The organism is Nostoc sp. KVJ20 (assembly GCF_001712795.1).
Taxonomy (GTDB): Bacteria; Cyanobacteriota; Cyanobacteriia; order Cyanobacteriales; family Nostocaceae; genus Nostoc.
This window is the reverse complement of sequence record NZ_KV757585.1, coordinates 169,725-185,012: the sequence shown is the minus strand read 5'-3', so window position 1 is coordinate 185,012 and position 15,288 is coordinate 169,725. Positions and strand designations below refer to the sequence as shown.

12 protein-coding genes and 2 pseudogenes are annotated in these 15,288 nt (G+C 38.8%); 1 reads left to right on the top strand and 13 read right to left on the bottom strand.

Annotated features, from left to right (window positions below; all coding sequences use genetic code 11):
- The 13 genes and pseudogenes from A4S05_RS09455 to A4S05_RS09400 all read right to left on the bottom strand — a co-directional run.
- Positions 1 to 273, bottom strand: a pseudogene (locus A4S05_RS09455) (DNA polymerase III subunit gamma/tau); the annotation flags it as partial.
- A 246-nt stretch (positions 274 to 519) separates the two neighbouring features.
- A complete protein-coding gene (locus tag A4S05_RS09450) occupies positions 520 to 873 on the bottom strand; it encodes a XisI protein (RefSeq protein WP_069069560.1) in 354 nt (117 codons plus the stop codon).
- Positions 861 to 1,277, bottom strand: coding sequence for a XisH family protein (locus A4S05_RS09445; RefSeq protein ID WP_069069559.1), 417 nt, complete (start codon positions 1,275 to 1,277; stop codon positions 861 to 863). Before A4S05_RS09445 ends, A4S05_RS09450 begins: the two co-directional genes overlap by 13 nt.
- 318 nt (positions 1,278 to 1,595) lie before the next feature.
- A complete protein-coding gene (gene dnaN / locus A4S05_RS09440) occupies positions 1,596 to 3,047 on the bottom strand; it encodes a DNA polymerase III subunit beta (RefSeq protein ID WP_069069558.1) in 1,452 nt (483 codons plus the stop codon).
- 199 nt (positions 3,048 to 3,246) lie between these two features.
- A complete protein-coding gene (locus A4S05_RS09435) occupies positions 3,247 to 3,798 on the bottom strand; it encodes a WGR domain-containing protein (protein WP_069069557.1) in 552 nt (183 codons plus the stop codon).
- Between the two features lie 104 nt (positions 3,799 to 3,902).
- A complete protein-coding gene (locus tag A4S05_RS09430; protein ID WP_069069556.1) occupies positions 3,903 to 5,519 on the bottom strand; it encodes an AAA family ATPase in 1,617 nt (538 codons plus the stop codon).
- On the bottom strand, positions 5,516 to 5,773 hold the full coding sequence (locus tag A4S05_RS09425; RefSeq protein WP_069069555.1) for a hypothetical protein: 258 nt from the start codon (positions 5,771 to 5,773) through the stop codon (positions 5,516 to 5,518). Before A4S05_RS09425 ends, A4S05_RS09430 begins: the two co-directional genes overlap by 4 nt.
- A gap of 117 nt (positions 5,774 to 5,890) precedes the next feature.
- Positions 5,891 to 6,097 (bottom strand): DUF2997 domain-containing protein, encoded by a 207-nt coding sequence (locus tag A4S05_RS09420; RefSeq protein WP_069069554.1) that lies wholly within the window; start codon positions 6,095 to 6,097, stop codon positions 5,891 to 5,893.
- A gap of 3 nt (positions 6,098 to 6,100) precedes the next feature.
- Positions 6,101 to 6,547, bottom strand: coding sequence for a DUF1257 domain-containing protein (locus A4S05_RS09415; RefSeq protein WP_069069553.1), 447 nt, complete (start codon positions 6,545 to 6,547; stop codon positions 6,101 to 6,103).
- A gap of 281 nt (positions 6,548 to 6,828) precedes the next feature.
- On the bottom strand, positions 6,829 to 7,893 hold the full coding sequence (locus A4S05_RS09410; RefSeq protein WP_084227052.1) for a hypothetical protein: 1,065 nt from the start codon (positions 7,891 to 7,893) through the stop codon (positions 6,829 to 6,831).
- 553 nt (positions 7,894 to 8,446) lie between these two features.
- Entirely contained in the window at positions 8,447 to 10,246 is a 1,800-nt protein-coding gene (locus tag A4S05_RS09405) for a DUF262 domain-containing protein (protein ID WP_069069552.1), read from the bottom strand.
- Between the two features lie 224 nt (positions 10,247 to 10,470).
- Positions 10,471 to 10,590: pseudogene (locus tag A4S05_RS44180) on the bottom strand (ribonucleoside-triphosphate reductase); the annotation flags it as partial.
- An 80-nt stretch (positions 10,591 to 10,670) separates the two neighbouring features.
- Positions 10,671 to 12,047, bottom strand: coding sequence for an ATP-dependent DNA helicase (locus tag A4S05_RS09400; protein WP_256090899.1), 1,377 nt, complete (start codon positions 12,045 to 12,047; stop codon positions 10,671 to 10,673).
- Between the two features lie 540 nt (positions 12,048 to 12,587).
- Between A4S05_RS09400 and A4S05_RS09395 the strand changes: the two genes are divergently transcribed.
- Positions 12,588 to 15,284, top strand: a complete 2,697-nt coding sequence (locus A4S05_RS09395) for an ATP-binding protein (RefSeq protein ID WP_069069551.1) — start codon at positions 12,588 to 12,590, stop codon at positions 15,282 to 15,284.
- Positions 15,285 to 15,288: the final 4 nt, after the last annotated feature.

Genomic DNA, 15,288 nt, shown 5'->3' with positions numbered 1-15,288 from the left:
ATCTAGGCTATTACTGGTTTCAATTGAACGGCAGGATTGACAAATACCACAAGGTTGGTCAGTTGGTTTTTTAGTGTTGAGGCAATTTAGGGATTTAGCAAATATCCGAGCAGTTGAGGTTTTACCTGTGCCTCTAGAACCTGTGAATAAATAAGCTGGTGCAATTTGCAGGTATTTGACAGCATTAGTCAGAGCAGTTTTGATGTAAGGCTGTCCAACTAATTCGGCTATTGTCTGGGGTCGATATTTTTGATGTAGGGCGACTGTAGACATAGGATTCATTAACCTTAATTTGTCGCCCTTACCCCTGTTAAGGGGGTGTAATTTTGAATCCAAAGTAGGCTGATTTGCTCAACCGTTACCAGCAGTATTTACCTATACCATAAATTGAGTATGCCTAATTATTTAAACGTTGAAACAGGTGTATAAGTTTATGGAATTTACAACCGAGCTATAGCCATTTTAGAATTCATATCCTTGGCTCATAAAACGCTAAATTTCTATTTTTTACCTGCTTCCTTAAGCAGTAGCGAATTCTGTTAAACCTCGTTTACTGGGATGATGGAAACCCAAAACAATATCGGCTTGGGGTATTCCGGCTGATAGCAAATCATCAACAACGCATAAATTAGTTGCATCTTCCTCCACCCAAATTTTGCCGTTTTTAATGCAGAGATAGATGATAATATACTGTATTTGCTTTTTGTCATCCCAGCCGAACCGAAACCAAAGATATTGATCTCTGATTTCATCAAAAGCCAAGCGATCGCTTACTTCAAATCCCGTATCTTTTATAACTTGAGTATTAGTAGTTTCGTAATACTCAGTCAATATCTTCTTAATAGCATTGCGGTATTGTTCTAGCTTATCCATTGCCGAATTTCCTCCTTTTCTGTATTTACAACTATTAACAGCAGGTGATTTTCATTGATGACTGCTTGTACAGATTTACGTTGAAAAAAGTTCTCATAGACAACATCATCAACAGCTAAATAAAGTTTATATTCTGGCTCAGTAAGTTGAATGAGTTTCCGATAGACTATGTATTGTCCCAGGGCATTATGAAAATCATACATCATCGATTTGCCGACAAAGCTCTTGATTTCTACAACAATCTTCTGTCCCTGGCGTTCTGCGGCGATTGGTTTTTCTGCTGCTAGGTCGGCGTAGAGTTCAGCATCCTCATATTTGATAAAGTAAGGATCATCTGTGATAGTCCAACCGTCTTTTATCAATGCGTTCTTGACTTCATTATGGTATATGTCTTTTGCTGGCATGGTGGAACTATTGAGTAATACTCTGATTGTAAAGTGTTTACCATATTGGGTAACAATTAGATTCTAAAACATACTTTTCTATCTTTCCTTCTTGCACCCTGCTTTGCTTCCTTTTTTCTTGATAAAACTGGATAAATTTAGCATTTTGGCGGCAAATAGTCGGATATATACCGCCAAAATGCACAGTTTCTATTTGTCAAATCGAGGATTTTCGTTTATATTGTCAGTTTTGTCCAGGTTCCTCAAATCCCTGTCTAAAATAAACACCACTCGTATCCAAAACACCCTACAAAACTTCAAAATTCCGATTAACATTTATTAAGCATTTAGAGTGTACAGTGGCAATAAGAATTGACGCATTTCCATTTGCAGTTCTGGATTTGGTCTATCTCCATAAGGAACCAACATGGCAGGATGATCTGATTGTTGCAAGTGCATTTTGATAGCAGAACTGGGAATTGCCTTGGATGCTTCTACTAAATACTTGAGGTTAAACTGGATATTCAATGACATTTCTGATGGTAGATGAGCAGCAATAACCTGATCGCCTTTGCCAAACTCCCGTTCAATTGATAATCGTAACTGCTGCAAACTTCCATCAAACTGTAAATAAATACCTTTCTCTTTTTTATCTGTTAACACAGCTAACCGTTCCAGTGCTTTGACTAATAATGCTTTTTCTAGGATTACTTCTCGGTCAAAGCTAAATCTTGCCAATAGCTGTTCGCAGTCAGGGTAAGTTCCTTCCAGACATTGACATCTGAGGATAATATCTTGCCAAGCAAAACCCAAGCGATTACTTTGGGCATCATACAACAAATTAATGAATTCGACAGAATCATCCAAGTTACGCGCTAGTTCTTTGAGGACTCGACCGGGAATAGTAAATTGTATCTCTGAAGATTCTACTTGTTTACGGGGTTTTCTACCAATTCCTTGAGTTGAAAGTTCAGTGGTTGCGACTCGATGCCCATCAGTACCAAGAAACTTTAACTTCTCCTGTGCAAGTTGGATATGAACTCCGGTCAAGATATATTTATTTTCATCAGTGCTTACAGCATAAATTACACCTTTCAAACCATCTTTGAAAACTGTTGTTGGCAGAGGAATGGGAGTAGCATCAATTGTAGAACTAGGTGGAAATTCTTCAGCACTAATGCCTCTAACTTCATATTTACCATCAGTATCAGATAAACTGAAAGAGCAGATTTTTGTTTGCTTCTCCTCATCATTAAGCTGTATAATCTGAGTCTGACTACTGAGGCTAATATTACCATTAGGGCAATGCTTAACTATCTCAAATAGTATTTCTACTGGCACAGTAATTTCACCTTTGAGTAAAACCTGGGCTTCAAAACTTGCCTGAATTGTTAATGCTAAATCAGTAACAGTTAAATGTATCTGTTGTGTTTCGATATCTGCAATGATTAGAGCATTAGCAAGAATCGGATGGGTAGGTTTAGCTGGGGTAGCACAACTAACTAGAGAGAGCGCATCGTGAAATTTAGTTTGTGAGCAGATTACCTCCATTCCTGATTCTATAAGTGGTTGAGAGTTTAACTCTGATTTGGCAGCACGTTTATTAGTACGCTTATTTAAGATAGGCTCAGTTGAAGTATCACCATCAGGAGATGTAGATTTTTTCTTTTTAACTGTAGATATTTCTGGGATATTTGCTGATACCTCATTTTCGCCTTTAGGAGTAGCTACACTTGTTTTTTTGGTCTGATTGACAGGCTTTACCCTTTGTTTCGATGCTGTTTGAGTCATGATAATTTATTTCTGGTTGCGTCATTGTTAGAAAGGTGACTGCGATAGCAGAAAAGAAAGGATGTGAAGTTTTGAATCAGATGCTTTTACTCTGTGAGACATACGGAAGTTTACTGATATATCCCATTTAACCGCTCTCAGGTAAGACTTTATTCTAATCGTAGCTTTCGGAGTATCAGGCTCCGCTCCTGAATTATTTCTACAAATGCCTCCAAAAGTTCTTTCCAATGCTTTTTAAACTGATAACTTTGCTGTTATTAGCAGATTCTTCTGTAGTGTTATCACCCAGCATAGAATCAGTTTCCAGCAAAGAGTTCAGTAGTGATAGTTGATGCTCAATATCTGCCACATCGCGGTATATTCGAGACGGGTCTATTTTCATTCCTAAAGGTGTAGGAACGATTTTCAAATATTGGTTTAATGTCTCTAGATAATTTCTATTGGTAAATTGTCTTTGTGTTACATAAGGACGCAAAATCTCTAGTAATTGGATAGCTCTTTTTATTTTTAGAGAATCAGAAGTACTATCAATTTGAGGTTGGCTTTCTCGGTAGCCTTTCATTTTCTTCTCAGCCACGAGATTGTGGAATTTAGAAACTGCCTGTTGAGCATTACCGAAAGAGTGAACTTTTTGCTGAGATTTGTAGCCTACCCTACCCCACTCAACAGTTAGATTGCTTTGCTCAACTTTTGCACTCCAGAATTTGTTACTGTTCTGAACCGCATCTACGAATATTAAGTAAATTTTCATATTATTGACCTAATTCAAAGTAGAATATTGCCATATCAAATGAACATCTCAACAACAGATGTTCATTTGACAAAAGCTTCAAATTATTACTAATTTGGGAATACCTAATTAGTACGGAACCTAGAAGTACGAAGCCCTTTCTTAGACACCTGCACAGGACTAGAGGCTGGTCGCGCAATCTTTGACCAAGACTGCATCCGCTCAACAGCAGCAGCATCTTGAACAGCTAAAGGGGTGATGTTTTGCTGACAATTTTCTAAATCAGCCAGTGTGATTTGCTGAGGTCTTCCCTCATCGAAAGCCAGTAGTGCTGCTTCTGATGCCAGGGTTTCCAACTCAGCACCACTAAACTTGTCGGTGCTAGCAGCGATCGCCTCTAAATATTCCTGCGGAACTTCTATACCAAACCGTTCTAAGTGAATCTTAAGAATTTGGCAGCGTTCCAACTCAGTAGGTAGGTCAACGAAGAAATTCTCGTCAAACCGCCCTTTCCTCTTGAACTCAATAGGCAGCGCTGTTGGGTCATTACAAGTTGCCACCACAAACACCCCCGCCGTACACTCAGACATGAAAGTGAGGATATTTCCCAAAATTCTTTGTGAGACTCCAGAGGTATCACCATTAGCTGAAAGTGCTTTCTCGACCTCATCAATCCACAAGATACAGGGTGCAATAGCTTCAGCAGCCTTGAGTGCGCGGCGGACATTGCCCTCAGATTCTCCCACCAGGCTACCAAGCATCGAGGCAATGTCTAATTGCAGCAGTGGAAGATTGAGTATGGTTGCAATGTTCTTTGCTACTATCGATTTACCTGTTCCTGGTGGCCCTGCCAGTAACACACCTTTAGGTTGGGGTAGATTTAGCGATCGCGCTTCTTGGGAAAATAACCGACGACGGCGTTGCAACCAATCGCGCAACAGGTCTAATCCACCAAAGGGTATGGTCGCCAGTTTACCTAATTCAATACCCATCTGAGACAGTAGGCGGGTTTTGTATTCGACAACCAAAGGGATGACCGTAGTATCAATTACTATACCTTTAGAAGTTAATCGCTCCTTAACAGTGAGCCGCAGAAAGTCGCTGATTTCCTCCAGCGTCAAGCCTAAAGCTGCCCTTGCCAAGGTTTCTTTATCTTCAGTGGTGAGAGATACGGTAAAAGTTACCTCTTGCTCACTGGCAGATTCTTGCAAGTATAGTAAATATGATTCTAAGTGGTCTTGAATTTGCTCAATGCTGGGCAAAGGAACTTCACAGCAAGGAATTAGTCTCAGCAGGGATTCGTGCAGTTGAATGTTTTGACCTAAAAACACAATTCGCTTTTCAGTCGGTTTGAGGCGATGGTACAAGTTTTTTACTCTGGTGAGGATTTCCCAACTCAATTGCAGGGAGTTTTTACCCACAAAAGGGTGAACATCTCCCAGAATGAAAACCCCATTACCGCCGAAATTGTTGATGTACTCGAACACATATATTAAAGGGTCTATGTTAGGAGGCTTTTTATACGTCTCGACTGATTTGAACACCAGTCCACCGTCGTCAGCAATCAGACATTGCTCCAAGCCAGAAATTCCCAAATTCCAGAAGTACACAGGACTGTTAAGTTTGTCCATCACTTCAGCAGTTAACCACTGAATGATAGTGGCTTCTTCGGGGGACAGAACATCTATTGCCACGATGGGTATTTGAGAGTCAATGGTGGTAATCAGGTTTGATAGTTTCATTGTTGCGAATTTTGATCGGGTACGGGAGAAAGTTTTTCGTTAGTGGTAACAAGATGCACGACTACTTCGTAAACTTCGGCATCGCCGTTAAACACTTCAGCAACTCCAGAAGAATTTGGATGAGCAATGGCGGAAATTAGGGCATTGACTAAAGCGCACAGTCCCTCCGCATTTCCTTTGATAATTACTGGTTCCCGCGCTCCTTTTGAGGGATAAATATGGAGCATCGGATAATCTTCAGGTAGTTCGCTCATAGAAAAATTGTGCAGGGGGATTTTCTTTGTCCCCCATCGAAATATTTATTGGTGGAATGACACGAAGACAGGGAAGAATTATTCAAGAAGTCTTTCGCCTATCTCCCTTGTCATCATTTATTGGTACAACTGTTGTTGATGAGTAATGATGCTACGAAGCTGTTGCTGAGATTCTGGTTTGTAAACGCGATCGCCCTTTACCACACCTAAAGCTTCCTCAAAAGGTTGAGTTGCTTCTAGGCACGACAATCCCTCAAATCCCTCGGCTTCTATTTTCACTTCACCTGTAGCAGTGTCAAAATGTATCAATATTGCCCGTTTCATAAATTACCTCCGAACTTGTTGAGTTTGCTGATGTGCTGAAAATGCAAGGCGCAGAGTATGTACCTGACCATTGGTTTCTTCTGTGATGGTGCATTCTCCCAGATGTTCTTGTAACTGGGCTGCTTTAGCGCGAACCATCTTCTGTCCGTAGGCTTGTATTAGGATGTGAGAAAAGAAGTTTTCTCCTAGTCGGGGTACAGTTTCATAGGCATCATGGATGAGTTGATACACCCCTGCCTCTTGATCCCACATAAACCCGATATCTGCACGGACACTTAAACTACGACCAGGGACAACAATCTCAGCGCTTTTCCCCTGGGAGTCGTCGTAATAACCTCTCAGCGATTGTGGTTTTTCATAAACTTGGACAGTAAGCTGCAAATCTTGTAGAGCTTGTACTAAACATTCACGGTTAGTTAGTTTTGTGGTGACAGTTGAAAAATGTGACATTTCCTACCTCTAAATACTGTGGACTGGTAAATTAATGGGAACAGTGGTGATAGACAAGGAAGCAAAAAGTTCCTTTCCTACCTATCACTTCCCCTTTTAAGTGCGTAGCAAGCTTGGGAAGTGTGGGCGTATTGTCTTCCTCTTCAACGCCACTTGACGCCAGTCGCCTCTCCCAAGGGGAGACGCTGCGCGAACAAGTCGGGAAACCCGTCCACCGCAGTGGCTCCCCCACACCTCGTTTTCGATCAAGGACGATACAGATACGTTCTTGATTGTTTTTTCTAGCGAAGTTTGAGAGACATCGCTGTAGCTCTGGTTAAGCCCATACCCTCATCACTTGCTAATCGTTGGAGATGGCGTTGTTCATCCAAAAGCTTGGAGCAAATTTCATCCATTTTTCCCTGCAACTGAGAACGCCCTTGTGAATCCAGCTTTTTAGCATCCACAGAAGCGTTTTCGAGAACATTTTCTAGATGAGTCATCATTTGTCCAAGGCTGCTACCTGCTTCAAAACTGGCGTTAGCCAAAAGCATTTGGACTTTTTTGAAATGGCGTTCCATCTTCTTCTTGAAGTTGACTGGCTTGCGTCCTGGTTCCCAATTGCTCAAATCTTCGAGCAACTGGGCTGCTAGTTGCTCACCGAGAGCGATCGCTGATTCCCTCAGTGTTTGTTCTAAATTTCTGTCATACTGTTCGATAAACCGAGTTATTTGCCCTAAGCATTCAGTTTGTTTCTCTGAGAGTTGTTCACTGATGGCGGGAATAATGACAGGACGACCAATTACTACTTGTAAATAGTCCTCTAGTTCCTCTAAACAGGGAAAAGCTTTGGCTAAGTTCTGCTTAACTTCTTGTTGTTGTTCTACAGATAACTGCCAAGCATTGAGTGAAAGAAATTTGTCAATACGTTCTTGATAGTCTGTGTACCCCTTTTCATACTCTTCTTTCAGTTGAGTGCGTAAAACAGGTGCAATATTATCTCGAATTCCGATTAGTTGATTCCAGACCAAGGGCGCTAAATCTATAGAACAAATCCAATCACCATTGTCATAATTCATCCATTCTTGGACTGAAGCAATTTCTTGCCTTAATTGGTTTGCTGCTTCGTCTAAAGCTTTGAAAACTTTGATGCCCTTTAAACCAACTTCTGAGGTTGTAACCTTCACTAAGTCAGATTCTTGTTCATCTTGAGAATATTTGAGAACATCTGTCCATTTTGGAGCATTACTCTTGGTTGTCTTCTTTAATTGAATCTTGAAACGGATGCGAGTTTTATTCAGCTTAGAGAGATTATATCTTTCAACAACAGCGTCTTTTAGAAAGGTTTCACTTGAATTGGTAATCACTGTTTATACCACATTTACTAGGAATGATAATGTTTTCCCATTCAGTAAAATAAAGCGAAAGCTTTAACTTATAGCCACTAAAGCTGACTTAAATTTTATTTAAAAAACTCATTCAATTGCTTAACAAGTCTATATAAAATCGATTTAATTTTTGAAAAGATATTGAGATATAAAGCAATTTATCCAGATTTATATCTAAAAATATTATTATACAAAATAAACAAAATTATTAGAATTGTTAATCGCTTATTAAAATGGTCATAAGTTTAATCAGACATTATCTATTTTTGGAGTTTGGACAAAAAGGGATGTTCGCGGAAAATTTCCGCGAACAAAAACTTAGGCATCATAAATTACCCCAGTTATTTTTCAAATTGAGTGAAACAGAGTTAAACGCATAAATATGTTTCTTTTTGCCATTCTTTAAAATTCTTACAACTCATTGACACGCAAGCATTTTAAGAAATTGATATCAGCGTTCGCATATCACTAAAATACTGTTTAGTTTGCCCCTCATTTAGCTGCACTATATCTATCCCTAATTATGTAGTCTTTAAATATTTTTAGAGAAACGTTTAAAAAGCTCTGCATATTCTTCAAGTTTAATTTCATCAATATTTGAACCTGTACGCTGATAAAATTTCCCATCGTATGGTATTGGATCTTCAGCTTTTAAGCAAAAGATAACTACACATTTATCATAATAATTAATTATTTTAATTTCTCTACCTATGGTATCTTTAGCTGTTTGAGGAATAGGTTCTAATTTAATTTGTTGAATTATCCAGCGATAAAAACTATCAAGATTTCCCTGTAATCTGTTTGCTTCATGTTCTATTCCTGTTATCTTGAAATTTTTATAATCCACGGGATTAATATTATATAATTTTTTTATCCTTTGTGCTGTCTGATCATTATCTGCTACTCCAATACAAACATAACCAATTGCATTAGGAGAATGATTTGCCATTGCAGTTAAAGTTTGAATTATTTTACTAAAATTTCCTTGATCAAATTCTCCTCTTTGATTTAGTTGTGTAAAACCTTGTTTAAAGTCATATAAAGTTTGTTCTGTTTTCGATTGAGTTAGTAAAGTTTCAAATTCTGTTAACCATGAATCTTTAGCCGGATCGTTATTATCCCTTTTTTTAAAAAACTTTCTAATGATTCCTTTAACCTTGTCTATATTACGCCTTTTATTTTGATAGCTCCATGTCGGGCCGCTAGTAGTAGTTATATCATTATTAATATTTTTTAAAGATTTTACTAATCCATCATAATTAGCTATCTCCATTTGTTCCTGAAATACTAAATCGTAAAAACTTAAAAATATTATTTGAAAAGGGCGCGGCATATAATTGAGATTATTTAAACTTATTAAATCGCAAAAATTCTTATTAGATTCTTTTAATATTTCACGAAGATGGTTATAAATAATCATAAACTGTTTTTTAATAAATTCGGGCTGCTTTAATACTAATAAAGTTTCTATTCTTTCCTGATTTTCACCATTTTTAAAACCATAATATTCATCTAAGACAGAAGCACTACTTTTGGAAATATCGGGGTGTAGTGTAATATATGCGATAATGTTAGCAACAATTTGTTCATCTTCTGATTGCCTCAGCATTTGTTTTGTTAAAATTTTATTTTTTACCCAAAAGATATCGTCAATTTTAATACCATAGTCAAGTTGTTTATTGGTAATACTAATTTTTTTCATCTCATTAAGAAGAATAATGTCTGAAGCTGATACGTCTGATCTTATTTCGCTTGAAATTACTCTAACTAAATTAGCAAATTTAGAAGTCGCCCCTGCTGAACGCAATTCCTGTTTTGATAAATGTTTACCGTTAGAGTTGATTCTTCTAAATATCTCGTCAACTTTATCATTATCATCGAAGGAATAAACAGAGAGTGGAAGAATATAACTGCCTATTATTTCACAATATTTTCTTTCAAGAACAGGTTCTTTTTGCACTAATATTTCTTGATCTAATCTAGATTTTGATTCCACCATTGTTTGCAAATCGAAATATTTACCTTCAATATCAAATTCTCCTTCAATAAAAGCAGTAATAGCATTTAATCTTTGCATTCCATCTATAATTTCAAATACAGACTTTTTTTCTTTTTCTGTTTCCGCTAATAAGATAATAGGAACTGGAAAACCTTGTAAAATCGAGTCTATAAATGCTCGTTTTTCTTCTATAGTCCAAACCAATTTTCTTTGATATCTTCTATTAGCATAAAATAGATTATTTACATAAAAATTATAAATCCGTTGTATACTTTCGCTTCTTATTGAAAGTTCTCTTTGAACAGGAGATGATTGAATGTTTGCTGTACTCATAATTACTATCCCTTCCTTGCTAACAAGTATTATTGCGAAAAATTTTAAAAAATTAAAATGCCCGTATTATTCCTTTATGAACGATGCCCAGCAGCAATAGCGTAACCGCCCACCATAGGCGATCGCAACCATGAAAGGAAGGATCGCCCTTAAAGACGCAACAGAAACTAAATTTCGGCAGCTATCTTATCTAGTCGGTCATTGGTGTCCTTCGCCAGTTGAAGGCAGCCCATCATTGCTAGATCCATCATTAATCCGAAGGCACTCCAGTCTTCGAGATTGGTAGAGGTGCAATTATAAGCACCGGAAAAGTTCTTGGGTTTGGTTATCCAGTCTGTATTACCCTAAGCCACATTGTCGCCAACGTGACTCGGCTTCAGAACCGTGCGTGATACTTTCGCATCACACGTGCTATACACAATTATTACCGGATAACTAATATCCGTTGTCTAGCCCGTGAGCTAGAAACATAGTACAAACGATTAAACTCTCTAATCTTTGCCAGTACTGCCTTACTGTCATCTCCTCGTTCTGGATAAAGTCGTTTACTCAAATCTTTACCATCAATACCCGCTTCCAAGAAAGTGCTACCTTGGCTATTGTGAACAGTTAATGCAAAGCAGTTTCTGATGTTGGCAAACTGCTCTGAATGTTTGTAGTACTGCTTCCACAGAAAGGGATTACGCTTGGCACTTTTGAGTAAGCGTTTGGTTTCTTGGTCAAATTGTTTTTGCTCATCTTCATGCAGAACATAGATTTGACGCACAATCCCTTCATCTGTCTCTACCTTTAACCTCCAAGTATCATAGTTGTTGTAACGATCCCCAAAGACATCTAAAACAGTAAACTCTGTAGATGTAGAAAGAATCGTAGTTTTACCATCAGGAGCCATCACAGGATCTCTGGTGATTAATCTCTCTCCAGGAATAAAGCGATTGAGATTTTCACCATATAAATGTGTGCGAATCTGCTGATTGTAAAAGTCAACTTGAGTATTAGTCCATGACAAAATTCGGAAACAATCTGGGTTTTGAGCAAATTCTCTCTTCATCTTTTTGCAGGCATAGCGCAGCAAAGTTTGACGTTTAACCATCAGCGCCCCATTACTTTTATCAGGCAGATATTTGGCATAAGGCTCAAAAGGATACTTGCTCTTGGTAACTGCATAGCGAGAAGCGGTGACAAACTCTAACAAAGGACTACCAGTTCCCTGACGCACAACTTGAGTCAATACTGCTTTATCTGGTACTTGAAAACTGGGGGATTTTCCTTCATTAACTGGATTTAACTGTGCTGGATCGCCCATGAGAATAATTTTGATTTTTATCCAGGTGGATGATTGGTTAGCAACATCCTCAATCCAGCGCCAGAGTTGTTTGCCAATCATGGAACATTCATCAATAAAGACAACATCAAATAGATTGATGTAAGAAGGCCCAGTTTGGTCAAGTACTTTCTCTTTACCTCTAGTTACTATACCCAGTCCTAACAACTGGTGAATGGTGAAGAATTCTACCCCAGTTACGCCATTTTCTGCCGCCATACGTTGCAGCACACCTACAGCTTTATTAGTGGGTGCAGTCAGTACAACTCGCTTACCCGTAGCGACAAGAACTTTAACTAATTGGAAAACAATAGTTGACTTGCCAGTTCCAGCATAGCCAACCAGCAGAAATAAAGCAGCTATCACAGTTGGCTGTATAAATGTCCACATTGCATCTAGAGCTTTTTGCTGCTGCTGGGTTAGTTGAAATGGAAAAGAACCTGTTGCAGCGAAAGTAGGAAGTGTTTGGATCATCATCGCTTCGCTAATTATATTAATTGATCCACTCAATGCAGCGATAGCTGTTGGTTTTACTTCTCCGAAAAACAATACTCCTTCTGGTTTGAGGAATATATGTTTCTATATCCATTCGGCATCATCAGAAATCAATATATTAAAAGTTTTGGTATTGCTGAATCATGGGATAATTCCGGACAATTTGGAACAAATTTTCAATGGTTTCAACCGCCAATTAATGCCGCATTTATGCAATGCCAAAGTTTTTTAAGATTCAGATGATTTAGTTAAATCTGAAATTGCACATATATATTTTTCCATTAAGGTAAACATCTTCAATCTTAAAATTATTGCTACTCGGAAATCCTACTTGAATTCTTGTCATTACAAATTTTCGCGTATGTCACCATACATTAGACCTAATTACGCATTACTACGTATTTAAATATACTAAATGTTTTATTACACTGAAAATAGTTTTTAGTGTAGGCGTGGCCTGCCGTAGACATCGCTCGTTTTTTATCCGGCCTTACAAAATCCCATCCCGTTGCTCCCATCTCTATGTTATTTATCAAACAAAAATACCTGCCCTACAGGATTGCATTTTTCAGTGTGGGAGTAACCTTGCTAGTAAAGCTGGGACTAGAGCATCTAACCGGAATTACAAGTTCTTTCAGCTTGTGGCTGATTGCTATCTCTATAAGTACTTGGTACGGTAGTATCATTTCAGGATTGACATCAGTGTTTTTGGCTGCTTTAGCTAGTCATTACTTTTTTACAAACCCATCTTCTACTCTCAATAGTTTGGAATTTGTATTATTTGTTATCGAGGGTCTATTAATAAGTGCGCTAACTGCTAACTTTCAGTCAAGCAAACAGCAGTCAGATTCTGATAAAACAGAAGCCCAAATCAATCTAAAAGATTTATTGCAGAGTCAGCGTTCACTTCGTCAAGGTGAAGAACTATACCGAACATTAACCCAAAATCTACCCAATGGAGTAGTTTTTCTCTTTGATCGAGATATGCGCTTTATGGGTGCTGAGGGTACAGAACTGCAAATCTTTGGTTTACCAAAAGAGGAGTTCCAAGGTAAAACGCTGCACGAAACTCTTCTCCCTGAGACTTACGAACTGATAGAACCAGTTTACCGTAGTACCTTACAGGGTACTCCAATGTGTATTGAAATCCCTTATAACAATCAAGTTTATCTAATACAAACTTTTCCAGTCAAAGATGAAAATAGTAAAATTCTGACGGGCTTGGCAATCTTCCAAAACGTCACGAACCGCAAACAAGCAGAAGCAAAAATTATCAAGTTAAACCAAGCTTTAAATCGACGAGTTAAAGAACTACAAACTTTGTTAGAGGTGATTCCAACTGGCATTGGCATTGCAGAAGATCCAGAATGCCGAACTATTCGAGCTAATCCGGCTCTTGCTAAACTGCTGGGCATACCTGTTGACGCAAATGCCTCTCTCAGCGCTCCTAATGATGAACGTCCAACTAACTTTAAAGTTTACCAGGATGGCAGAGAACTAGCTCCAGAAGAACTAGCTATGCAATATGCTACCACTCATGGTGTGGAAATACTGGATTCTGAGATTGAGGTGGTTCGTAATGATGGTGTGAGAATTAATCTCTCGCAGTATGCTGCCCCTTTATTTGATGAAGATGGAAAAGTGCGGGGGTGTGTAAGTGTATTTCTAGATATAACCCAGCGTAACCAGACAGAAAGAAAATTGCAAGCTGCTAGAGATCAGTTGCAGACTGTATTGGAGGCTGTACCTGGAATTGTATCTTGGGTCAGTTCCGATTTGTGCTATCTAGGTGTCAACAAGCACTTAGCTGATAGTTTTAATTTGCCTCCCGAAGCTTTTGTTGGTCAGGATATTGGTTTTTTAGCTAATGGTAATGGGTTTCGTGAGTTCGTGCAAAATTTCTTTGCTGAAGATCAATCTGAAGCATTATATGAGTTGAAATCCATAAGCGCAGATCGTAGCTATTTAATTGTGGCTCAAAAATATGACCAGAACAGAGCCGCATTTTTAATCGGTATTGATATCACTGAACAAAAACGTGTAGAGGAAGAACTGAGACAAAAGACTGAGGAACTGGCAGAAATAAATCGAGTAAAGGATGAATTCGTCGCTGTCTTGTCTCATGAGTTACGTACTCCCATGCATAATCTCCACGGCTGGGCGCAACTATTGCTAACTGAATCTGAGATGGATGAAGCACTGAAAATTGAGGGACTGGAAACGATTGAGCGGAATGCCCGTCTACAAGTTCGCTTAATTGACGATTTGCTGGATTTGGCTAGGATGCAGAAGGGCGAGATGAATTTGGAAATCGAACCTGTTGACCTAGCAAGTGTAATTCGGTCAGCAGCAGATACTATTCGATTGTCAGCCGAAACAAAGGGCATTCAAATTAAGTTACATCTTGATGCTGTGTCCAACGTTTTGGGTGATGCCATTCGTTTACAACAGGTGGTTTGGAATTTGCTTTCAAATGCAATCAAGTTTAGTTCCAAAAATGAAAGTGTAGAGGTCAGGTTGGAACAAGTTGAGTCTCAGGCTCAGATTACTGTTATTGATCGAGGGAGGGGCATAGAAGCAGAATTTCTACCATTCGTCTTTGAACGGTTTAGTCAGCGTGACGCTTCAACTACTCGTTCTGCTGGTGGATTAGGGTTAGGACTTGCGATCGCTCTCACAATTGTACAACTCCACAATGGCAATATCACAGCAGCCAGTGCGGGATTCGGCAAGGGTTCTACATTTACGGTGAGGCTACCTATCGTAACAATGACAACGCAGTTGAGTAATGAGGAACTAGTAGTAGGAGAATTGCTGCATGGTAATCAGAAAATTACCCAATTGCAGAACTTGTGCATTCTGGTTGTGGATGACGATGCAGATGCTCGGATGTTAATGCAGACTGTCCTCCAGAGCGTCGGGGCAGATGTATTAGTGGCAGCATCAGTAAAAGAAGCATTGGCACTTTTAGAACAGCAATCGCCTGCTCTACTGATTAGTGATATCAGTATGCCAGATGAGGATGGCTTTACCTTGATTCGTCAGGTTCGCTCCCGCACTATGGAGAAAGGGGGACAAATTCCAGCGATCGCTCTCACTGCTTTTGCTGAAGCCAAAAATGAGCAACGTATTTTAAAAGCAGGGTTTCAACTTTTTATTGCCAAGCCAATTAAGCCAATGGAACTTGTGGACAAGATCATTGAGGTATTAAAAACTTGATTAA